This window comes from Vibrio fortis (assembly GCF_000695685.1).
In the GTDB taxonomy this organism is placed as follows: Bacteria; Pseudomonadota; Gammaproteobacteria; order Enterobacterales; family Vibrionaceae; genus Vibrio; species Vibrio fortis_A.
Genome location: NZ_JFFR01000002.1, coordinates 815,502 through 837,981 on the forward strand (window position 1 = coordinate 815,502; position 22,480 = coordinate 837,981).

At 43.7% G+C, this 22,480-nt stretch carries 16 protein-coding genes; 10 read left to right on the forward strand and 6 right to left on the reverse strand.

Annotation, left to right across the window (positions count from 1 at the left end; translation table 11 throughout):
* Positions 1–26: 26 nt before the first annotated feature.
* Positions 27–347 (reverse strand): ATP-dependent Clp protease adapter ClpS, encoded by a 321-nt coding sequence (gene clpS, locus VFDL14_RS19130; protein WP_032549455.1) that lies wholly within the window; start codon positions 345–347, stop codon positions 27–29.
* Between the two features lie 545 nt (positions 348–892).
* Between clpS and cspD the strand changes: the two genes are divergently transcribed.
* Entirely contained in the window at positions 893–1,114 is a 222-nt protein-coding gene (cspD, locus tag VFDL14_RS19125) for a cold shock domain-containing protein CspD (RefSeq protein ID WP_032549456.1), read from the forward strand.
* A 124-nt stretch (positions 1,115–1,238) separates the two neighbouring features.
* Here cspD and VFDL14_RS19120 read toward each other — a convergent pair whose 3' ends face one another.
* The gene (locus VFDL14_RS19120; protein WP_032549457.1) at positions 1,239–3,464 is read right to left on the reverse strand and encodes an NADP-dependent isocitrate dehydrogenase; all 2,226 of its coding nucleotides are present in this window, start codon (positions 3,462–3,464) and stop codon (positions 1,239–1,241) included.
* 317 nt (positions 3,465–3,781) lie between these two features.
* Here VFDL14_RS19120 and VFDL14_RS19115 point away from each other — a divergent pair, with 317 nt between their 5' ends.
* The gene (locus tag VFDL14_RS19115; RefSeq protein WP_032549458.1) at positions 3,782–4,519 is read left to right on the forward strand and encodes a pseudouridine synthase; all 738 of its coding nucleotides are present in this window, start codon (positions 3,782–3,784) and stop codon (positions 4,517–4,519) included.
* Between the two features lie 161 nt (positions 4,520–4,680).
* Here VFDL14_RS19115 and VFDL14_RS19110 read toward each other — a convergent pair whose 3' ends face one another.
* A complete protein-coding gene (locus VFDL14_RS19110) occupies positions 4,681–5,706 on the reverse strand; it encodes a porin (protein ID WP_032549460.1) in 1,026 nt (341 codons plus the stop codon).
* Positions 5,707–6,220: 514 nt separating this feature from the next.
* Here VFDL14_RS19110 and dinG point away from each other — a divergent pair.
* From dinG to VFDL14_RS19085, 5 genes are all read left to right on the forward strand, one after another.
* Complete coding sequence (gene dinG / locus VFDL14_RS19105; RefSeq protein WP_032549461.1) at positions 6,221–8,296, forward strand: ATP-dependent DNA helicase DinG; 2,076 nt, start codon at positions 6,221–6,223, stop codon at positions 8,294–8,296.
* Between the two features lie 106 nt (positions 8,297–8,402).
* A complete protein-coding gene (locus VFDL14_RS19100) occupies positions 8,403–9,182 on the forward strand; it encodes a sulfite exporter TauE/SafE family protein (protein ID WP_032549462.1) in 780 nt (259 codons plus the stop codon).
* 16 nt (positions 9,183–9,198) lie between these two features.
* The gene (locus VFDL14_RS19095; protein WP_032549463.1) at positions 9,199–9,747 is read left to right on the forward strand and encodes a primosomal replication protein; all 549 of its coding nucleotides are present in this window, start codon (positions 9,199–9,201) and stop codon (positions 9,745–9,747) included.
* Positions 9,737–9,907 carry a pleiotropic regulatory protein RsmS gene (rsmS, locus tag VFDL14_RS19090; RefSeq protein ID WP_032549465.1) on the forward strand — a complete coding sequence of 57 codons (171 nt, stop codon included), beginning with the start codon at positions 9,737–9,739 and terminating at the stop codon, positions 9,905–9,907. Before VFDL14_RS19095 ends, rsmS begins: the two co-directional genes overlap by 11 nt.
* A gap of 21 nt (positions 9,908–9,928) precedes the next feature.
* Entirely contained in the window at positions 9,929–11,062 is a 1,134-nt protein-coding gene (locus VFDL14_RS19085) for a cupin domain-containing protein (protein WP_032549466.1), read from the forward strand.
* Between the two features lie 73 nt (positions 11,063–11,135).
* On the opposite strand, the gene VFDL14_RS19080 is transcribed toward VFDL14_RS19085, so the two are convergent.
* The gene (locus VFDL14_RS19080) at positions 11,136–13,253 is read right to left on the reverse strand and encodes a methyl-accepting chemotaxis protein (RefSeq protein ID WP_032549467.1); all 2,118 of its coding nucleotides are present in this window, start codon (positions 13,251–13,253) and stop codon (positions 11,136–11,138) included.
* A gap of 553 nt (positions 13,254–13,806) precedes the next feature.
* Here VFDL14_RS19080 and emrD point away from each other — a divergent pair.
* The 3 genes from emrD to xthA all read left to right on the forward strand — a co-directional run bounded on the left by emrD (position 13,807) and on the right by xthA (position 18,683).
* A complete protein-coding gene (gene emrD, locus VFDL14_RS19075) occupies positions 13,807–15,012 on the forward strand; it encodes a multidrug efflux MFS transporter EmrD (RefSeq protein ID WP_032549469.1) in 1,206 nt (401 codons plus the stop codon).
* Positions 15,013–15,624: 612 nt separating this feature from the next.
* A complete protein-coding gene (locus VFDL14_RS19070; RefSeq protein WP_032549471.1) occupies positions 15,625–17,715 on the forward strand; it encodes a S9 family peptidase in 2,091 nt (696 codons plus the stop codon).
* Positions 17,716–17,876: 161 nt separating this feature from the next.
* Positions 17,877–18,683, forward strand: a complete 807-nt coding sequence (xthA, locus tag VFDL14_RS19065; RefSeq protein ID WP_032549472.1) for an exodeoxyribonuclease III — start codon at positions 17,877–17,879, stop codon at positions 18,681–18,683.
* A gap of 47 nt (positions 18,684–18,730) precedes the next feature.
* Here xthA and VFDL14_RS19060 read toward each other — a convergent pair whose 3' ends face one another.
* Together VFDL14_RS19060 and VFDL14_RS19055 are read right to left on the reverse strand one after the other, a co-directional pair.
* Entirely contained in the window at positions 18,731–21,463 is a 2,733-nt protein-coding gene (locus tag VFDL14_RS19060; RefSeq protein ID WP_032549473.1) for an ImpA family metalloprotease, read from the reverse strand.
* Positions 21,464–21,801: 338 nt separating this feature from the next.
* Positions 21,802–22,479: an ABC transporter permease gene (locus tag VFDL14_RS19055; RefSeq protein ID WP_032549474.1), complete on the reverse strand. Its 678-nt coding sequence runs from the start codon at positions 22,477–22,479 to the stop codon at positions 21,802–21,804.
* Between the last annotated feature and the right edge of the window lies 1 nt (position 22,480).

Sequence of the window (22,480 nt, forward strand, 5' to 3'; positions counted from 1 at the left end):
AACAACAGTGTTGTCCGAACAAGTCTTTAAGCTTGCTCCATTGTACATAGTAGCGGATGCTCATTTTCCTTTGAATACATCGTCACTTGCGCTACTTTTGTTTCCGCTATCTCTGCGCTGTAAGTCCCACAGATAGCTTTACCTTCATAATGAACCTTGAGCATAATTTCCGTTGCTTTCTCGATATCTAGTGAGAAGAATCGCTCTAGGATCTCGATTACAAAGTCCATTGGCGTGTAATCATCGTTATTAAGTACGACGTTATACATTGCCGGTGGCTTAACTTTCGTTTTTTCTTTCTCCAGTAAATCAGAGCCTGGAGCCGCCCATTCAAAGTTTCTACTCATGTTAGCTTTGCTAAGGTTATTTTTGGAAATCGGACATGTGCGATACTTAAATCTACCACATTCACCGTTTAGGGTGTACTAAGAAACGGTGTTAGAAAACGAGACCAAAAATCAAACCCATACATTGAGCCTAATCCACCATTTACCTTGCTGCAAATAAAAGATGCCTATTGCGTCGATTAACATATGTGATTGATTAAAAAGGCAGCATAAACATACGCAAAACAAATATTTGCGCCCTTAAGTTACAAACAAGTTAATAAATAGTTCAGATTCTCAGGTGTGATTTGTTATTAAAAATGATCAATTTTCTACCAATTTGCTATTGACTGTGCTCAATCATTAGCTACATTGGAGCTAAAAGGTTTTTTTACATTAAAATTTAACAACACGGAATAATTACGCAAGGCAGCGATATTTCATGTCAGCAATGTAGAAGTTCAGAACAATGACGATAATTTTCGTCGTTTCAGAATCGTATCAATGACACTTTTTAAAGTTGATATAAACAACATCAGTAACAAAATGCATGAGGGATGTATAGCATGGCTACAGGTACAGTAAAATGGTTTAACAATGCCAAAGGGTTTGGTTTCATTTGTCCAGAAGGTGAAGAAGGTGACATTTTTGCTCACTATTCAACGATACAGATGGAGGGTTACCGTACACTCAAGGCGGGGCAACAAGTCGATTACGAAGTTGAAAGCGGCCCGAAAGGCTCACACGCAAGCTCCGTAGTACCGGTAGAAACTAGCCAAACAAAGTAGTCGCTATTCATTTACTGCTCTTATCTAAAACGCCCTGTTTAAAACAGGGCGTTTTTGTATGTGCAATAAAAAACGCCCCTAGCGGAGCGTTTTTAAACAAGATTTAGATTACTCTAAATAATAACTATGCATTAATCACTGCATTTAGTGTTGCGCTTGGACGCATTAGAGCTGAAGTCAGCGCATCATCAAATAGGTAGTAACCACCTAGTTCGCCTTTAACACCCTGTGCACTGTTTAGTTCACCAACGATCGCTTCTTCACTCTCAGACAGCTTAGCCGCTACGCCCGCAAACTCTTGTGCTAGCTCGGCATCAGCCGTTTGCTCTGCTAGAGCTTTTGCCCAGTATGCCGCTAGGTAGTAGTGGCTACCGCGGTTATCTAGCTCACCAACTTTACGAGATGGTGACTTGTTCATGTCTAGGAATTCACCTGTCGCTTTATCTAGTGCATCCGCCAAAACTTGAGCTTTAGCATTACCTGTTACTGTGCTTAGGTGCTCAAGTGAAGCCGCAAGAGCAAGGAATTCACCTAGAGAGTCCCAACGTAGGTGGTTCTCTTTTTCTACCTGTTGAACGTGCTTAGGAGCAGAACCCCCAGCACCAGTTTCAAACAGACCGCCACCGTTCATTAGTGGAACGATAGATAGCATTTTCGCCGATGTACCAAGCTCTAGAATTGGGAATAGATCCGTTAGGTAATCACGTAGAACGTTACCCGTTACTGAGATTGTATCTAGACCTTCTTTGATACGAACTAGAGAGAACTTAGTCGCTTCAAGTGGAGAAAGAATCTTCAGTTCCAGACCATCTGTATCATGCTCAGGTAGGTAAGCATTTACTTTCTTGATCAGCTCTGCATCGTGTGCACGAGATTCGTCTAGCCAGAATACTGCTGGAGTCGCTGATGCACGAGCACGTGTTACTGCAAGCTTAACCCAATCTTGAATTGGTGCGTCTTTAACTTGACACATGCGGAAGATGTCGCCTTCTTCAACAGCTTGCTCAAGAAGTACTGCACCATTTGCATCAACAACTTGAACTGTACCAGCAGCATCTAGGATGAACGTCTTATCGTGAGAACCGTACTCTTCTGCTTTTTGAGCCATTAGGCCTACATTTGGCACGCTACCCATTGTTGTTGGATCAAATGCACCATTCTCTTTACAGAAATCGATGACAGCTTGGTAGATGCTTGCATAGCTACGATCTGGGATCATCGCTTTAGTATCTTTCTGCTTGCCATCTGGACCCCACATTTGACCAGAAGAACGTAGCATCGCTGGCATTGATGCATCAACAATGATGTCACTTGGTACGTGTAGGTTTGTGATACCACGATCTGAATCAACCATAGCTAGAGGTGGTTGAGTCTCGTATACCGCTTGTAGGTCAGCTTCGATAGCTTCTTTCTGCTCTTGTGGCAGTGATGCGATCTTAGCGTATACGTCACCAATACCGTTGTTCACGTCAACGCCCAACTCTTCAAATAGTTGACCGTGCTTAGCGAAAACATCTTTATAGTAAACCTTAACCGCATGACCAAAGATAACTGGGTCAGAAACCTTCATCATTGTCGCTTTCATGTGCAGAGAAAGCAGAACACCCTGCTCTTTTGCTGAAGCAATCTCTTTTTCAAAGAACGCAACAAGCGCAGCTTTGTTCATCACTGAAGTATCGATGATCTCTTTGTCTTGTAGAGCAAAAGCTGGCTTCAGTGTTTTCTTAGCGCCATCTTGACCAACAAACTCGATGCTTACTTCTGTTGCACCGTCGATAGTGGTCGATTTTTCACTACCGAAGAAGTCTTTGCCGTCCATGCTCGCGACATGAGACTTAGAGTCTGCAGCCCATGCACCCATTGAGTGTGGGTTTTTCTTCGCGTAGTTTTTTACAGAAAGCGGTGCACGACGGTCAGAGTTACCTTCACGTAGTACAGGGTTTACAGCACTACCTTTAATCTTATCGTAAGTTGCTTTGATCGCTTTCTCTTCGTCTGTGCTTGCTTCTTCAGGGTAGTTAGGAAGTGCGTAGCCTTTTGCTTGAAGCTCTTTGATGGTTGCTTGAAGTTGCGGGATAGACGCTGAAATGTTTGGAAGCTTAATGATGTTTGCTTCCGGTGTTTTTGCCAACTCGCCAAGTTCAGCAAGTGCATCACCAATACGTTGTTCTTCAGTTAAGTAATCAGGGAAGTTAGCAATAATACGCCCTGCAAGTGAGATATCACGAGTATCAACGTTGATACCAGAAGAAGCAGTGAATGACTGAATGATAGGCAGTAGAGAGTATGTCGCTAGTGCTGGTGCTTCGTCTGTAATGGTATAGATGATGGTTGGTTTTTCAGTAGGCATGAAATTTCCCTATAGTTCTGACAAGCTCACTCATTGTGAGAATGTTTAAATTGACCAGTAGACGGTGCTTGAGAGCAACGAAGGTCTACTCGATAGTCGTACTCTATCTTATTTTTCATACCGTTTTATGACGGCATGAACCAAATCCGTGAGTGCGTTGTTATAATAAAACACGTTGGTATAATTAAACAAATTGGGCTTTATAGTCCATTAACTTGTTCTATTTTGTGTCTTTTAGGCGCGCAAATGATAGCTCAATTCCGTTTCAGTGAAAACTTTTCAGCACACTTCGTTTACATTTTTGCAAGGTAGTTAACATGTCTACTCGCTCTCGTAGCACTTCGCACTCTAATGGCTCCTCTCGAAAAGGCGGTCAATTTAAACAACGCGGCAAAACCACATCGCGTTCGAATAACAAAGAGAATGAGCGCCGCTCTTCTGCTACAAGCAAGAGTAATTCATCTAGCAAGCAGCGTTATAAACGTAAACCAAACACGGATAAACCAAAAGTCGCTCTTGAAGACCGAAAAGTGATTCTATTCAATAAACCATTCGATACGCTGAGTCAGTTTACGGATGGTGAAGGTCGTAAAACCTTGGCAGACTTTGTACCTGTAAAAGATGTGTATGCAGCTGGTCGTTTAGATCGCGATAGCGAAGGATTAATGGTGCTGACTAATGATGGTATCTACCAAGCTAAACTAACTCAGCCCAATTCAAAGTCACCAAAGACCTATTGGGTACAAGTCGAAGGCGCCCCAGATGAGAGCGATTTAGATAAATTGAGAAAAGGGGTCGAACTTAAAGATGGCATGACGTTACCGGCTACAGTCGAGATTATGCCAGAACCGAGCGTTTGGGAGCGTAATCCGCCAGTGCGATTTCGCGCAGCGATTCCGACTACATGGCTTGCCATTACGATCATCGAAGGGCGAAATCGTCAAGTACGTCGCATGACGGCTAACATTGGCTTCCCTACTCTTCGCCTTATTCGTTACTCGATGGGAGGGATGACCTTAGGTGATTTGCAACCTGGTGAGTGGAAAGAGGTTTAAAGCTACTGTCATCTGGTTACCCCTTAACCGAACTCAAAACAACAGCCGCACATTTCGGCTGTTTTTATATAAATTTACAACTATTCACTGCGTGCAGACGTAAAAAAGCCAGTCATAAGACTGGCTTTTATCATTTCTAAGTATTGCTAATTAAGCAATGATTAGAAGCTGTAGAATGCAGCAGCAAAGATGAATGTCTCTTCGTCTTTAGAAACACCAGTAGTAGTGTCTTTACCAGCGTCTAGTTGTTGAAGGATATCGATACCCATATCTACGCGGTCGTTAAGCGTGTACATTGCAGCAACGTTGATAGAAGAAGTATCGTTGTCTAGCTTGCCATCTTCAGTAGTAGAGTTAGCGTTGTAGCCTGCAGCAAGAGTTAGTTGCTCAGTTACTGGGTAACCAGCAGAGATGTAGTAACCTACAGTCTCTAGGTTAGTAGTGTTAGAGTCAACTAGATCGCTCTTGTCACCTTCGTTGATCCAGAAGTTAACACCTAGGTCTAGCTCACCAACTTTAGAGTTACCAGATACAGAGTAAACTTGGTAATCAGCTTCGTCACGAGTCTCGTAACCACCGTAAACGTTGAAGATTTCGCTTTCGTAACCTACGTAACCGTTAACACCTTTATCAGCAGCGTCGTGGTCTTCGTCAGTTTCGAAGTAAGAGATGCCGTAAGCGATACCTGAAGTATCACCTTGGAATTTAACTACGTTCCATGCGTCAGAAGCGTCGCCTGCAGAAGAACCGAACTCGTAAGTGTTGTCGCCAGCGCCGTCAACTTTGTCTAGAGCAGTGTCGTTTTCCCAACCGAAAGAAAGTACACCGTAATCAGTCTCGTAACCCAACCACGCTTTATCTACGTCAGTGTTGAATTCGTTTTTAACACCAAAGCCGTTGTCTTTGTCGTCAGTAGTCCAGTTGAATTCGAAGTCAGTTTCGAAGTAACCAACTAGACGGTTGTTTTGGTAGCTAACTGCTAGAGTAAGAGCTGTTGCCCAGTCATCGTAAATAGCGTTAGTTTTAGTGTCGTAGTAACCACCTAGACCAATAGCACCAGAAACAGAGAACTGTTCTTTGTGCATTGGGTCAAATTCAAATGTTGGTTTTGCGTTTTCTAGACCTACGTTCGCGAATGCAGATGTTGAAGCTGCTGCGATAGTTAGAGCTAATAGAGTCTTTTTCATAATAAATCCACTGCCTTTTCTAAGAATGGGAGATCCTTGCCCGGTTCCCTTTTTATTTTTTGTGATGGTCACTACCACTCTTTGTTGGTTAATCACCGTCACTAAATTTCGAGGTCTAGATTGCAAAAGATTATCCTGCGTGTCAAATAAACTAAAAACAAACCTAAAAAAAACACAAATCAAATAAATTCAATCACTTACAATTTTTTTCATCATTTTACGAGACACTTCTCGGCCAGTTTGAGCAAAAATATAATAGACCTAAAAACAACCAACACAGTCAAAAACACCACAAACAGCATACTAAAAGAGCAAACCTCAGAACTAAACACTTAAAGTGGTATTTTTTTTGATATTTATATTTCGCACAATAAATAAAATCGCTAACTTCATGAAGGTTCAGTTTTTTTTTGTGAACAAGATCTACCTTTGATTCAAAAGCAACCTATTTCGTCGAAAATGAACAGGCTAGTGAAATGTGCTACTATCGCGGCTTCGTTACTTGGGTCACAGTATGCTAACCACTAAAATTCAAAACTCTATTCGCACCAGTTATCAAAACCTTCAATCACAGTTGGAAAACTTTGTACCTAGACGTGCACAAAACTACCTTGTTGCTGAAATAGCAAAGACACTTTGTGGCCAATACCATAAAAGTAATCGCATGATTGTGGCTGAAGCGGGTACCGGAATCGGAAAATCCCTCTCTTATTTAATGGCAACCATACCTGTGGCTGTTTTAAACAATCGAAAAATTGTGATCTCTACAGCTACCGTTGCTCTACAAGAACAACTGGTCAATAAAGACCTCCCTCTATATAGACGACTTACCGATAGAGAGTTTTCCTTTATATTGGCTAAAGGACGACAAAGGTATTGCTGTGCCGAAAAACTGGCTGTGGCATGTGGTGCTGACGGCGGTCAGATGGCGATGTTTGAATCAAAGCCAAAGAAGAAAGACATTGAGCAGCTGGAAACCATGTATCGAAGCCTCGCTCAGGGTAAATGGGATGGAGACCGCGACTCATGGCCTAAGCCGATTGACGATATGATCTGGCAGATGATCGTGAGTGACAAACACAGTTGTAACAACAGTATGCCCGCACACCGAGATTGTCCGTTCCAAAAAGCACGCTCTGAACTCGACAAAGCAGATGTCATTATCGCTAACCACAGCTTAGTGATGGCAGACGCAGACCTAGGTGGTGGCGTCATTCTACCTGAGCCAGAAAATAGCATTTATGTGTTCGACGAAGCGCATCATCTACCTCATGTTGCACGAGACCACTCTTCCGCAGCTGCAAGCTTAAAAGGTGCAGCTTCATGGTTAGAGCGCTTAAATCAATCAATCAGCAAGCTTTCAGGCCTAGCGGAAGAGAAACGAGTCTATCGGTTCAGAAATGAGCTGCAAGACTCTGTTCAACAACTTATTCCAACTCTTTCTCAACTGAGTAAGCGCTTCGATGCTACCCAATTTGAAGACGGCTTATATCGCTTTGAACACGGTGACCTTCCAGAATGGCTTGAAAGTGAATCAAAAGATCTCAAGCAATTGAGTCAGAAAGCCAGCCAAGCCGTGGCAAAGATTGCCGACCTTATCGCAGAGAGAGTAAAAGATGGTGAGCTCTCAGCCAAACTTGCAGAACCCGCGCTAGCAGAGATTGGTTTCTATATACAGAGAACTGAAAACCTCGCACAAGTCTGGCGCTTAATGGCAGAGCCTAAGCGTGATAAAGGTGCACCATTGGCACGTTGGTTAGAGCTTAATAAAGAGAATGAAGGCGATTTCATTGTCAATGTGTCGCCTTTAGAGGTCGGTTGGCAGCTAGACCAACAGATCTGGAGCCGCTGTGTCGGTGCAGTATTAGTTTCAGCTACCATGCGAGCACTGAACTCTTTCAGTTTTTTCTGTCACCAAGCAGGTATCAGTCAAAAGCCTGAGGATGGAGTGCAATTTCTAGCATTAGCCTCGCCGTTTGATTATCAAAATCAAGCGGAGCTAGTCGTACCGGCAATGAAGTACGAGCCTCAGGATCCGCAGTTTACAGAATATCTTATCGAGATTTTGCCTAAAGTAATTGAAGACAACAAAGCTAACCTCGTTTTATTCTCTTCGTACTGGCAAATGAATCAGGTTGCTGAAGGTTTATCTACAGATTTCGTTAAAAAGGGCTGGGCGTTACAAGTACAAGGTGATACTTCCCGCTCAGAAATTCTAAAAAAACATAAAGCCTTGGTAGAAAAAGGAAAAACTAGTGTGCTTTTCGGTACAGGTAGCTTTTCTGAAGGCCTTGATTTGCCCGGTGAACTGCTAGAAAACCTAATCATCACCAAAATTCCATTTGGTGTTCCAACCTCACCGGTAGAGCAAGCTCACTCAGAATACATTGAGTCCAAAGGCGGGAATCCTTTTATGCAAATTACCGTACCTGAGGCGAGTAAAAAACTGATCCAATCTGTCGGCCGACTGCTGCGTAAAGAACGAGATTCTGGTAAAGTCACGATCCTTGATCGACGCATAGTCACAAAGCGCTATGGCAAGTCCTTATTAGACTCCCTACCGCCTTTTAAACGTACGATAAAATACTAACGAGTAGGGTTGTTGCGCGCTCCTGCTAAATTTTGCTTTAGTTTGCTTCCAGCAAATTGAAAAGCAACGCTGCTGATACAGCATATAACGAGAATAATAGCTATCTATGGAAATGATTGAACCAACCATGTTGGTCATACTTGCACTGGTTGCCTTTGCTGCCGGTTTTATCGATGCCGTTGCTGGCGGCGGCGGTATGCTGACTGTGCCTGCTCTTCTGTCTTTGGGTTTACCACCGCACATTGCTCTGGGTACCAATAAGCTCGCTGCAACTTTTGCATCATCAACAGCGGCTTTTACTTACTACAAGAAGAAACTGTTCAAGCCTCAATGTTGGATTAACGCATTTATTGCAACTTTAATTGGCGCAACTGTAGGTACATTAGTTGTCGACGCCATCAGTACCCAGTGGTTAGAAAAAGTCTTGCCGCTAGTAATATTAGCAGCCGCGATTTACACGATTTTCCACAAAACGCCGAATGCCAATCAGAATGTATCTCCTAAGCCCTGCCCTGTTCTCAAGAAGAAACAGATTGCTCAAGGTTTTACTCTAGGTTTCTATGATGGTGTAGCCGGCCCAGGAACAGGCGCATTTTGGACAGTGAGCTCAATGGCGCTATATCGCTTGAACATTTTGCTCGCGTCTGGTTTATCGAAAGCGATGAATTTCACCAGTAACTTCACCTCCCTGGTTACTTTTGCAATTCTAGGTCATATCGATTGGGTTCTCGGATTGACGATGGGCGTTTGTTTGATGGTTGGCGCGTTTGTTGGTGCTCACTCTGCTATACGCTTTGGCGCCAAGTTTATTCGCCCGGTATTTGTTACCGTGGTAAGTGTGCTCGCTATCAAACTGGCTTATGAAGCTTGGTTTGTAAACCTGTAAAAATTTTAAATGTAGAATGTCTCACTTTAAGCAACTCGGCAAAATTCTCGACACGTTAATCGGGCATTGTCAACAAGTAGATAGCGCTCGTGGGGCATACCATCAACCGCTATTCGATAGTACCCTCTTTAAATCTAGAGCTAAGGTACTGATGCCCTACGCATTGGAAACACAATCCAACTACCAACGGATTCTCTCCGAGCAAGCCAAAAACCAATTAACGGCAGCAAGAGCGGTTCATCTAACTGAAAAGTTAACTAACCAGGTTGCTGCTCTCCAAAGAGAACTCGCAAACTACGACCTACGTGACGATCGTAATCTGCATCAACCACATTCCACTAATCAACTCTATAATGACCTTGCGCAACACCAAGATTGGCAGCGACGTTTAACCGCTCTTGTTCAGCAAAAAAAGGCTGTACTTGATACCTGCCCTGCCTATCAGAAAGAACAGGCAGAAAAAGCCTGGCAACTATCAAGTGAACGGCTAGAGCGTTGCGAAGAATCAATGAAGAAAATACACAGGCAAATAGATTTAGAGGTTCCAAATAGAGATGAGCACTGAACAAGCCCCATCACCACTTGATAGCGCACCAGATGAGATCAAACTAGCTGTTGATCTTATCTACCTTTTTGAAAGCAACGAGATCGACCCTAAGGTTGCTTTAGAGGCGATCAAGATCGTCGAAAAAGACCTTCAAGCTAAATTAGAACCTAGCACTTAGAACGAATATTACAGGATACACATGTACCAACTTAACTTCTCTATGGCCGAGTTTGTTGAACAATACTGGCATAAACAACCAACCATCATCAAAGGCGGTTTCAAAGATTTCGTTGACCCAATCAGCCCAGAAGAGCTGGCAGGGTTATCAATGGAAGAAGAAGTCGACTCACGCTTTGTTTCTAACCACGATAATAAATGGTCAGCGGAACACGGTCCATTTAGTGAAGATAAGTTTGGTCAACTCCCACAAAGCCACTGGCAGCTTATCGTTCAAGCAGCAAACCATTGGCATCAAGGTGCCGCTCAACTGGCGGAGTCATTTAAACAACTGCCAAACTGGTTGTTTGACGATCTAATGATCTGCTACTCGGCTGAGCATGGTGGCGTTGGTCCTCACATTGATCAATATGATGTTTTTATTGTTCAAGGTCACGGTAAACGTCAGTGGAAAGTCGGCGCTAAAGATGAAGGACAATACAAAGAGAGCATTCAAGCATCTGCACTTCGCCAAATTGAAGGCTTTGATCCTATCATCGACCAAGTATTAGAGCCGGGTGACATTCTCTACATCCCACCGGGCTTCCCTCACGAAGGTACCACTTTGGAGCCTTCAATGAGTTACTCAATTGGTTACCGCTCACCTAAAGAGCAAGAGCTGATCAGTAATTTTGCTGACTTCGTGCTTGCGCATGACATGGGTGATACCCACTTACATGATCCTGAGTTCAAAACACAAAGCAACTTCGGTCAGATACGCCAATCAGACCTTGCAAGCCTAACAAAAATGCTACATTCAGCGCTAGAGCAACCTAATACAGTAAGTGACTTTATGGGATGCCTACTGAGCCAGTCACGCCACCAGCTTGATATTGTGGCCCCAGAGCCATTGTGGAAAGCGGAAGAGGTATCTAATCATCTTGCAGCACAAGGTGAGATTTACAAAGTTTCAGGACTTAAAGCGCTTTACCATGAGACAGAGACTAATGTGGCGTATATCAATGGTGAAGTAATTAAAGTTGAAGAAGGTGATAGTGCACTATTAACGTCATTGTGCAATGAATCCATCATCGCTCCAGAGCAAACATTCAGCCCATCAGCTATTGCTCTTATTACAGACCTAGTAAATAAAGGCTATTGGTTTATCGAAGAGTAGTTTGAAGAACTCATAACAAAAGAAAAGGGACACGCAAATACGTGTCCCTTTGTTGTTCTAAAACGATAAAAGCTTAAACCTTGAATTGATTCACTAGTGCTTGTTGCTGCTGAGATAAGGTATCAATCTGATTCCCTTGCTCTTCTGATTTCGAAGCCTGTTCAAGAATTTGTGCGCTTAGATCACGAATGTTCACCACGCTTTGGTTCACTTCGCCAGAAACCGACTGTTGCTCTTCTGCTGCCCTTACAATCTGGTTATTCATATCGCTAATGGCCTCAATCGAGGTAAAGATTGAGCCTAAGTCTTCAACCGCATTCTGAACGTGTAGAGCCGTATCATTCGCTAAGATATTACCCTCTTGAATCGCTTCAACGACATCCTGCGTTCCAGCTTGAACCTTATCAATAACTTGACGAATTTCGCCTACAGATGCTTGAGTGCGACTTGCAAGATTACGAACTTCATCCGCAACCACGGCAAAGCCTCTACCCTGTTCACCGGCACGAGCCGCTTCAATCGCCGCGTTTAGAGCCAACAAGTTTGTTTGTTCTGAGATACCTTCGATCACACCCAAGATATCTGTGATGTTGGCGTTGTTCTTGGCAAGCTCTTCAACAATAGGTACTGCACTCGACATACGCTCCACCAGCTTCCTCATCTCTCCAGCTGACAGTTCGATCACCTGCTGCCCTTGCTTAGCAGAAGAGTTAGCTTCACTCGCAGCGCCTACCGCGACCTCCGCATTCTGGACAACTAGACTTGCAGTCTGCGTCATCTCTTCTGCTGCTGTTGCCACTAAGTCGACTTCTTTGAACTGCGATTCACTGCTCTGGCGGGTGCTAGAAGCCGAAGCCTTAGCGGCGCTTGTGGTATTCGCGACTTGCTCTGACGTCGCAATCACTTCTTTGATCGTTGGCTGTAGCTTATCGAGGAATCGGTTAAAGCCTTGTGCTAACTGCCCAACTTCGTCTTGTGATTTAACATCAAGCCTTTGGGTTAAATCACCTTCACCAGATGCGATATCGTCTAACCTTTCAACCACTTGACGAATCGGCTTCACAATAGAAAGTGAAGAAAACGCAATGATCGCTAAGCCAATAACAATGAACAGACCACCAGCAATGAGCTCAGTTTTAATGCCTTCACTTAGCTTGTCACTAATAATCGCATCAAGCAGGTTTGCATCCGCCACAACACTGTCTCGTGGGATCTCCAACAACACACCCCAAGTTTGATTCGCTGCTACAACCGGTGCGAAAGCAAGTAACCACTCACCATTTTCGCTCCATTGTGTCATCGTCTCGCCACCAAACATAAAGTCCGTGAGTTGGTCATTGCTTGTATGCTTACTTGCGAATTGAGAGCCAGTAGGAATTAATGTGTCATCTGCGGCAATCACAGAGCCATCTAAGCTCACTACATAGATAGCACCATTGCCTTCAAACAACTCTGCATCTGACTCAGCAACAATATGAGTTAAAGCGTCAAGTCGAAGATCGATACCTAAAAAGCCAATTGGCGTGTCATCAATCAGAATTGGCACAGAGATCGAGGAAGTTAATAGTGACTGACCACCGCTAGTCACCACCTTAGGTGTGCTGATACATGTTTGACCACTCGATAGTGGGCAATAGAAGCGTTCACTGTTTGAGTTATCGTTGAGAATTTGCTCGGAAAGGACATTTGACAGTACATTCTCTCCATTGTCTGCCACTTTCCAATAGGGTGCAAAACGCCCCACTTCGTTAGAACCTACGTAATCTGCATCTACGTAGTTTCCGTCTTCACCATCAAGCATTTCAGGGCGAAATACCAAGTAAGCGCCAAGAATAGAATCAAAGTCCAATACTGAACGACGAATCATCTCATCCAACGCAGTACGTAGCTCTTCGCTTGGCGTGAAGTTCTCTTCAGCATTAGTCTTTAGGAATTTAGCGCTTGCGGCCAGCATTTCAGCTCGATAGATGGCTTCGTCTACATAGCGTTGGGTTTCCTGTGCATTTAACTGCGAAACCGATGCCAATAACTGCTCTGTTTTGTTAATAACAGAGTCTGAACTTTGAGACTTAATCACCTGCTGATTGCTTGAAGCGTTGTAGATCGAGAAACCAATAAGAGAGAGGGAAGTGATAAGTAAACAACACCCTGCCAAGAGGGTGATTTTCCACTGTACTGAAAGTGAGCGCATTGAATATCCTTATTTAAGCCAAAAGACTTCCGTGGACCTAAAAACATACCGATAGCAAAAATGCAATTCTACTTATGTCTGTTAGACGAATAGCTTAGCCGACAATTACAGCACAAATCGGTCACATATAAAACGAAAGTTTATATAAATGTTAATAAATCGTATCTTTCTATTTTTAAATACTGATTTCCTCTCACTTTCATCTTGTCACGCTTAGTCAAGTGATTGGATTTGGAGCACTCAACTAACGGTGTTCGCAACTTATATGGATGTTTGTTCTCACACTATTAATGAGAGTTTTGCTTTGTTAAAGAGACAGTTCAATGCAGCTCACTCCTACATTTCAATTCCTTAAATGCTGTAATTTCGGATTATTTTTTCTAATCCAAGTTATAGATTTTTATCTTGATCAAGTTCACACTTTTTGATTGCTAATTCGGCAATCAAACTCTAATATCTCGCGCCTAGATTCCCTAATCGCTTTATTCAATTTGGTTCTCCTTTATGGAGCGCTAAGGCTGTTTACGTCTTTAATTTTTGGAGAGATACGCAAATGTCCGCCTCGTTTCCATTAGCGAAACTTACCTTTTTAATCGCTATTCTGACAGCCGTAGGTCAAATGACTCAAACGATGTACGTGCCTTCTATCGGTCATATGGCAGGTGAGTTCTTGGTTTCTGCGTCTTCACTTCAAGCAGTGATGGCGTGTTACCTGATCCCTTATGGTTTGTCGCAATTTGTTTACGGTCCACTTTCAGATCGGCTTGGTCGTAAGCCTATCATCGTTGCTGGCTTAGTCATCTACATCGTAGGTACCTTGGCAGCCTTATTCGCTCATGAATTCGAATGGTTCTTGGCGGGTAGCTTTATTCAAGGGCTCGGCATTGGTTGTGGCGGTGCGATGTCTCGTACATTAACTCGTGACTGTTTTGAGGGCACTGAATTACATCGTGCAAACAGCTTAATCAGCATGTGTGTGATTTTCTCCCCATTGATGGCACCTGTATTGGGCGGTTACCTAACAGAAGCTTTTGGCTGGCGTTCTAGCTACTTGTTTCTAGCACTGTTTGGTATCGCTGTGGTGATCACCATGATGACGAGCATGATGGAAACATTGCCAAAAGAGCGACGCAAAAATGAATCAGTAGTCAACAGCTACAAATTCGTTCTGTCTGACAAACGCTTCCAAGGTTTCTTATTGGTACTGGTGGCAACATTTGCGGGCGTAGCAGTGTTCGAGGCAGCAGCTGGGGTATTACTTGGCGGTGTACTTGGCTTGCCAGCAACAACCGTGAGTTTACTGTTTGTGCTACCGATTCCTGGTTACCTAGTAGGTGCAGGCCTATCGAGTTACATCGCACAACGCCGTTCTGAACGCCGCGCGCTGAATGTTGGTTTGGTTTCGATCTTAGTTGGCTCAGCTGTCGTGCTTATCCCAGGTCTGTTTGGTCAAACAACAGCATTAACTCTGATTGGCGGTGCAACTATTTACTTCTTGGGCGCTGGTATCTTATTTCCAGCAGCAACAACGGGAGCACTTTCGCCATTCCCATATCACGCAGGTACAGGAGGCGCGATCTTAGGTGGTATGCAGAACCTAGGTGCCGGTATTGCAACACTGTTGGCATCGTTCTTCCCAGCTCAAGACCAGCTGCCACTGGGTTGCTTAATGATTACCATGTCACTTATCGCTATGCTTGGTTTACGTTGGGTTAATCGTAAGCCTGACCACTCAAACGAAATGCCATTGGCTATCTAAAGTAGAACGCAAATCTTGCCTCACAAATAGAGGGACATGCTAAAAGGCGTGTCCCTTTTTTATTACCCGTTTACCCTCGCCTGATGTCTACCATCAATTTAATCAAACATTACTTTGATTTTTTAAAAACAATAACAGACACTTACGATGAAAGTGCATATCCAGAATCCAATTATAAATAACATCACTGGAAGGAAACTAAGGGACATAGGGCGTGTTGATCTTTCGAGCTGATTTTTGCAGCGAGTTGCTGGGTATTTATACAAGGCAGAGGCGTCGATGTGTAGCTAGCCTACATGAGAAGTCGATAACGCAGTAAAAATGACCAGCAAACGCTGCCCGAAGGGTTCGGCTAAAAGCGTTTTACTCTTTGTTGAGGGAGATTTGCTTAGAATGACTAGGCGACTTCCCCCTCGCCGCGATTAAAACGCTTTTATCTCGAACAAAATTTAACCGCGAAAGGTCAACACGCCCTAGACTCCAACTACAAAGGATGCTGGCTTTAAAACGAGTAAGGTGCACACTAAGGATATACAGATGCGTTTCGCTTTAACCACATTAGCCGCATCAGTGGCGCTTGTCGCCGGATGCAGCAATCAAGGAATAACAACCATGAACCATTACTCTCCATCGCAACTTATCGCTCAACAAACCCAAGCTCCCGTTGCTAAGAAAGTCCCTCATTCAATGACGACTCATGGTGACACACGAATTGATGATTACTATTGGATGCGTGATGACGAACGCCAAGACCCAGAGATCTTGCAGCACCTCGAGCAAGAGAACCAGTATGCCGAGACTGTGCTGAAACACACAGAAGCATCTCAAGAACAGTTATTTGAAGAGATCAAAGGCCGAATCGCGAAAGACGACAATTCGGTACCGGTTCGCAAAGGCAGCTACTACTACTCAAATAAAGTCACAGGTGACAACGAATACCCAGTTCATTTGCGCGAAAAACACTTTTTAGGAATAGACAAACAAGTCATCTTAGACGTTAACGAACTCGCCAAAGAACATGAATTTTTCAGTATTGGTGGTCTATCTGTCAGCCCGAGCGAAAATATGTTGGCCTATGGCGAGGATACTCTGAGCCGCCGTATTTACACCATCAAGATTAAAGACCTCACAACCGGTGAATACCTAAACGATGAAATTGAAGGTGCTTCGAGCGCTATCGCGTGGCAAAACGACAACCAGGCCTTCTACTACATCAAGAAAGATCCACAAACTCTACTCGGCTATCAAGTTTACCGCCATGTATTGGGCACACCTCAAACAAGCGATGAGCTGATCTACGAAGAAGCTGACAGCGCTTACTATACTAGCATCAGTAAGAGTAAAGATGGCCAGCAGGTATACATTTGGCACTCGAGCACTGAAACCAGTGGTGTTTCAATTATTGATGCCAACAACCCAAATGCAAAAGCAGAAGCCTTCTACCCAAGAGAAAAGGGTATTGAGTACAGCATCGCCAAGCTAGAGGATTGGTATTACATCTACACCAACTACCAAGCGGTCAACTTCCGCTTGATGAAAGCCACGTCCGAAGACATACATGACCGTTCAAAATGGGTCGATGTCATTCCAGCTGACGACAATGTACAGCTTGTCGATTTTGAGCTGTTTAATGATCATCTGGTTTACGAGCAGCGTTCAAATGGATTGTCTACAGTGAAGGTTCGTCAACTCTCTACAGGCAAAGAGTTTCCACTTGAGTTCAACGACACCGCCTTTGCTGCCTACCTAACAAGTAACCATGAGTTAGATAACTCTAAAGTTCGAATTTATTACAGCAGCTTAACGACTCCTGGCACTTACTATGATTTCGACCTTAATACGGGTGAATCCGAAGTCATGAAGCAAACGCCCGTACTAGGTGACTTCGACGCGGATAACTACCAATCAGAACGAATCATGCTCACGGCTCGCGATGGTAAGCAAGTACCTGTCTCTTTGGTTTATCGCAAAGATAAATTCAAAAAAGACGGAACTAACCCGATTTACCAATACGGCTATGGTTCTTATGGCTCAACCATAGAACCGATCTTCAGCTCAGTTCGCCTCAGCCTGCTTGATCGAGGCTTCGTTTACGCTATTGCACATATTCGTGGTTCAGAGATGCTGGGACGCCCTTGGTATGAAGATGGCAAAAAACTGACTAAACAAAACACGTTCAGTGACTTCATCGATGTCACCAAAGGCCTAGTGGAAGAGGGTTACGGCGCTAAAGATAAAGTGTTCGCAGTAGGCGGTTCGGCAGGCGGTCTGTTGATGGGTGCAATCATTAATCAAGCCCCTGAGTTATATCGAGGCATTGGCGCTCATGTTCCATTTGTTGACGTCGTCACTACCATGCTTGATGAGTCAATCCCTCTTACAACTAACGAGTACGACGAATGGGGTGATCCAAACAATAAAACCTACTACGATTACATGTTGAGTTACTCGCCATACGACAACGTGAAAGCTCAGAACTACCCGAATATGTTGGTGACAACAGGTCTGCATGACTCACAAGTACAGTACTTTGAACCTATGAAGTGGGTAGCGAAGTTGCGTGAGGTGAAAACAGACAACAATGTACTTGTGTTCAAAACCGACATGGAAGCGGGTCACGGCGGTGCATCGGGTCGATTTAAGCGACTAAAAGAAGACGCCCTGGAATACGCGTTCTTTTTAGATTTACTCAAGACTCAATAGATTCAATACAAGTATTCACATCATTTTATGTCGCCACTTTGTCTCTACAAATGGCGAGATACATTATTAAGCATGGTTAAATACGATTAACTATGAAACTCACCAAATCAAATAGTCTTTGCTGCACTACAGGTAAAGGTTTACGAGAGGTATAAAAATAAATGAAAGTAATTAGCTTCAACATCAATGGTCTAAGAGCCCGCCTTCATCAACTACAAGCGGTTATCGATAAGCACCAACCAGATGTTATTGGCCTACAAGAAATCAAAGTTCATGACGAAGCATTTCCTCTCGCTGACGTTGAAGCTATGGGCTATAAGGTTTACTTCCACGGCCAAAAAGCACACTACGGTGTTGCGATGCTGTGCAAGCAAGAGCCTATCTCTGTTCAGAAGGGTTTCCCAACAGACAATGAAGAACATCAAAAACGTATGATCATGGCGACGTTTGAAGATGATAATGGCGAAAAGACAACCGTGCTAAATGGTTACTTCCCACAAGGCGACAACATTAATCACGAGACTAAGTTCCCATACAAACGCCAGTTCTACAAAGATCTAATGACTTACCTAAACGATCACCACAGCAATGACGAACAGATTGTTGTTATGGGTGATATCAACATCAGCCCAATTGATGCAGATATCGGTATCGGTGAGCCAAACGCTAAACGTTGGCTAAAAACAGGTAAATGTTCGTTCCAACCAGAAGAGCGTGAATGGCTGAAAACCTTATTAGATTGGGGGTTTGTTGACACTTTCCGCCAGCTTCACCCTGATGTAACCGATCAATATTCGTGGTTTGATTACCGTTCAAAAGGTTTTGTAGACAACCGCGGCCTTCGTATTGATGTGGTATTAGCTACTCCAAAACTTGCAGATAAGTGTACTGAAGCAGGCATCGACTACGAACTGCGTGGTATCGAAAAGCCGTCTGATCACGCGCCGATTTGGTCAACGTTTAAGTAATGAATTGCTAAGTGAAAAGGGGAACCATCGCGGTTCCCCTTTTTAGATTAGTTAAGAGGCCAAGCCGTCACTCCATCCACACTAATCGGTGTTTTAGCAAACTCATCAACACAATACCCTTTGCTCGAACTTGCAAAGTAAGTCAACGGCATTGGCGCTAGGCTCAGAGTCGCTACTTGCTGTTTCGCTTTATCGCTAAAACTAAAGCCCCACATATCTAAGTAGCTTCTCATATCACGTTCATTCACGTAGCTCAGTGCGATCAACAACCAATCATCATTGGAAATCTGGTTTGCTTCATCGCGAGAGTAGCTATCAAAGCCGATGTTTTGTTTATTCGCATCCCATAGTTCATCACTCGACTTAAGGCGATTAAACTCACGTTCAATCAAGTGAAGTCGACCTAGCATATGCCAGCCGTAGTCTATTACACCCTGTTCTTGCGCTAACATCATCATCTGAATGAAGACACGCGCCCCCCAACTCCAACTGGTTTGATTTTGCTGTGCCATAAACGCATTAGGATCAGGCTGCGTTCGACTCTGTTGAAGCAACTCATACTGGCCTTTAAAGTCTAGACTCTGACAATCGGATACTTTGCCCGTATCTAGATAGTATCGAGACTTACTGTAATAGGAGTAGTAGTTGGTTGTAGCATGCCCATCCCAACCACTAAAACGGAATCGACCTTTCTCTAAGCCATGCCCTAATTCATGTAAATCACCGTGACCAAGTGGATGAAACGACCAATAAGCATCGTAAGGGTTTCCTGAACAGCCATAACCACACGTCGCTTGGTCGGCGTTCATATGCTTAACGATATCTATCGTCTCGACTTGCCAACCTTTACTCTCTCCATACCCATGAACTTCTGCTATTTCATCAATTCCCGGTCCTCTGAAGCCCGCTAATGCATGAGGGAAATTGTGCATGTATCGCTCTGTCGCTAGCGCCATATCATGTGGTTGATTCCAATCACTTGAACCAATTGACGTTTGCATCTTGTCTAACTTTGAGTGCACCTCAAAGCCTGGAGTAATCAATTCTGCCCAATCAAACTTCGCCTCTTCTAGTTCTGCAACAAAGCGTTCGTTATCTTCTTCGCTTCTCCATACCGGGTGCTGAGCAACATTCTCAAACTTCAACTCGACATTAATATCATTCTTATCAAAATGAACCTGCAGTGTTCCACCATATGCAGAGGTCAGAGTAATGGTTTCTCCGGATTCCACTGGATAAGCGACCGATGTTAGGAACTTAGGCCTCGCATAGCCGCCGTCTTTTGAGAACTCATGAGTTGCACCACTACGCAGTGAATTAAATGCAATGGAAGTACTCACATCGTTACTATCGATACGTGTCACTTTGATTGTCTGACCTGGTAGCGCATATAAACCCGCCGAGCGGAAGTGGCGTTTCGATTCTAGCATCACCGTTTTGCTAACCAGCGGAACATCTTCAAAGGTTTTAGTGCTGAAGTTACCCAAGCTTGGTTGAGCAGCATTCAGGGTTCGACTTTGATACTGTGCGTAATCACTGAAATAAGACCTGAGAAAATCAATTCGCTCAGTGTTATTCTTGTCCATTGGATAAGTAACACCTTGTCGATAGCTATCAGCTAGCAGCAGTATCAATTTTTCATATTGATAATCATCGTTAGCAAACAGATCGACTTTCTGTTTATCTAGGTTGTTCAAGTGAGTACGGATGGTATTCGCCGCTTGATAAAACTCGGAATTCATCAAGGATTCGTCGGTGCAGGACTTGTCATCACATAGCTTCAGGTCGACATTAAAACTATCGTCTTTGAGACGTTTTAACAGGGCTTGTTCCGCGACAATAGAGTCTGGAATTTGGTCAACGAGTTGCTTTGGGTCCCAATCTGATAAGCCTAATTTACGCCAATAGTTGTCACCCACATATTGAATGTGCATTTCAGCAAACAAAGCACGACCAAGCTCTGTCATTCCGCCGTCTAAATGCAAATACAAAACCGGGATTTGATGTTCAAATGCGTAGTTTAAGCCTTCGACTACATCACTTAAGTTGTCACCGTCATTTAGCTTCTGAGAAATAATCAAAAGATCCGGCTTATCTTCAAGACACGCCTTTAATTTACCCGCATCACAAGCGTCGTCATCATTGATCACCGCTTCTGTATTTATATTGCCCTTAATCCAGTTTCGGGTCGCACCATCATCAGGAAAGTAGTAAGACTGATCCATTTGAGCCATTACGATCCTTGTTGGCTTGTCCGATCCTACCGTCCAACTAAACAGGTTTTTCAACCATGTCTCCATCTGCTCGTTAACCGAGTCAGGAAAGCGTTGCTGAGTACGGAATGGATTACTGGCGAGTGCTGCATAGCGAGTTTGCGAAGACGTGTAACCAGCAACGCCGATGACCAGCTCTTGGTCGGCGTAACTGTCATTCATTGCCTTGTTAGTTTTAAGAATGGTGTCGTTAAAGCCATAAGTAGGAGAGATAATGGCCGTGTCGTGGGTAGGGTCCCAATGCAACTGATTGAGTGATTGTCCCGCCTCCCCTTGCATCAGGTGATTCTTGATCTGATTGTATTGACGATTAAGGTCAGAAACTAAAGATTCGCTCGCAGTGATAAACTCACTAGGATCGGAAACCAAAGAGGCATCGCCACTCTCAAGTGCTTTCTGTACTGCCGTTTTCGGCTGAGTTGATCCATCAGAACCGCTACCTCCACCACAGCCGGTGAGTAACAATGAAGGCATTGCCATGCATAAAAATAGTGTGCTTTTTTTCATTACTGTACGACACTCTAATAAAATTGAACTGAGTGTATCTATCATTCTTTCTAAATCAATTTATACACTCAATACCAATGTGAGATCGGAACCAAGTTAACGATTTTAGATAAGTCGCAATTTATACCAATCGTAGTAAATAACTACTCACCCTAGCTTGCTAAAATGCTCGATAACTGCGTTAGAATTTTTGATTGTAGAATAACTACTTATCAAAAAATGCTGCCTTGTTCTCAAGCCTTTTTTCTGCGCTATTTCTGAACACTTACTGTGATTGGTATGAACCAGAGGACGAGCGAAGATTGGAATAAAAAACGGCGCTAAAAAGCGCCGTTTAATTAACTAAGTGGTCTTAGGTAAGCCAAGAATCGTTTCTCAGCATACTTAAATATGGCGATGATAATAAACGTTAACGCCATGTAGAACAGGCCTGCTGTTAAGAACGACTCAAATGGCGCGTAGTAACGTGAGTTAACCAGACGTGCTGCACCTGTTAAGTCCATAATCGTTACGATACCCGCAACAGCTGAACCGTGAAGCATGAAGATAACTTCGTTACTGTAAGCTGGCAGCGCGCGACGTAGAGCACTTGGCAGAATGATGCGACGGTACGTCTTCGGTGTACTCATGCCGTATGCTTTCGCGGCTTCAACTTCACCTTTTGGTAGGCCGTTAATCGCACCACGAATGATCTCTGCCGTGTAAGCCGAGGTATTTAAGATAAATGCCACCAAAGCACAGAACCATGCGTTTTCCCACAGCGTATCTTTCACTGGGAAAAATTGGTCCATACCGTAATAAATCAGGTAAAGCTGAACCAGCAGTGGTGTACCACGGAAAAAGTAGATAAATGACCACGCAGGACCATTAATCAGCATGTTATGGCTGTTACGCGCTATCGCCAATGGGATAGCCACAAAAAGACCGATAACTAGAGCTACTGTTACCATCCACGCCGTTGTCCAAAGACCACTCAGGTAAATTGGAAAACTTTCAACAATCAATGAAAAGTCCATA

What these genes read in the sequence shown, in the direction of transcription:
- clpS (WP_032549455.1), bottom strand. Translation starts at nt 347, where the DNA reads ATGAGTAGAAACTTTGAATGGGCGGCTCCAGGCTCTGATTTACTGGAG.
- cspD (WP_032549456.1), top strand. Translation starts at nt 893, where the DNA reads ATGGCTACAGGTACAGTAAAATGGTTTAACAATGCCAAAGGGTTTGGT.
- VFDL14_RS19120 (WP_032549457.1), bottom strand. Translation starts at nt 3,464, where the DNA reads ATGCCTACTGAAAAACCAACCATCATCTATACCATTACAGACGAAGCA.
- VFDL14_RS19115 (WP_032549458.1), top strand. Translation starts at nt 3,782, where the DNA reads ATGTCTACTCGCTCTCGTAGCACTTCGCACTCTAATGGCTCCTCTCGA.
- VFDL14_RS19110 (WP_032549460.1), bottom strand. Translation starts at nt 5,706, where the DNA reads ATGAAAAAGACTCTATTAGCTCTAACTATCGCAGCAGCTTCAACATCT.
- dinG (WP_032549461.1), top strand. Translation starts at nt 6,221, where the DNA reads ATGCTAACCACTAAAATTCAAAACTCTATTCGCACCAGTTATCAAAAC.
- VFDL14_RS19100 (WP_032549462.1), top strand. Translation starts at nt 8,403, where the DNA reads ATGGAAATGATTGAACCAACCATGTTGGTCATACTTGCACTGGTTGCC.
- VFDL14_RS19095 (WP_032549463.1), top strand. Translation starts at nt 9,199, where the DNA reads ATGTCTCACTTTAAGCAACTCGGCAAAATTCTCGACACGTTAATCGGG.
- rsmS (WP_032549465.1), top strand. Translation starts at nt 9,737, where the DNA reads ATGAGCACTGAACAAGCCCCATCACCACTTGATAGCGCACCAGATGAG.
- VFDL14_RS19085 (WP_032549466.1), top strand. Translation starts at nt 9,929, where the DNA reads ATGTACCAACTTAACTTCTCTATGGCCGAGTTTGTTGAACAATACTGG.
- VFDL14_RS19080 (WP_032549467.1), bottom strand. Translation starts at nt 13,253, where the DNA reads ATGCGCTCACTTTCAGTACAGTGGAAAATCACCCTCTTGGCAGGGTGT.
- emrD (WP_032549469.1), top strand. Translation starts at nt 13,807, where the DNA reads ATGTCCGCCTCGTTTCCATTAGCGAAACTTACCTTTTTAATCGCTATT.
- VFDL14_RS19070 (WP_032549471.1), top strand. Translation starts at nt 15,625, where the DNA reads ATGAACCATTACTCTCCATCGCAACTTATCGCTCAACAAACCCAAGCT.
- xthA (WP_032549472.1), top strand. Translation starts at nt 17,877, where the DNA reads ATGAAAGTAATTAGCTTCAACATCAATGGTCTAAGAGCCCGCCTTCAT.
- VFDL14_RS19060 (WP_032549473.1), bottom strand. Translation starts at nt 21,463, where the DNA reads ATGAAAAAAAGCACACTATTTTTATGCATGGCAATGCCTTCATTGTTA.
- VFDL14_RS19055 (WP_032549474.1), bottom strand. Translation starts at nt 22,479, where the DNA reads ATGGACTTTTCATTGATTGTTGAAAGTTTTCCAATTTACCTGAGTGGT.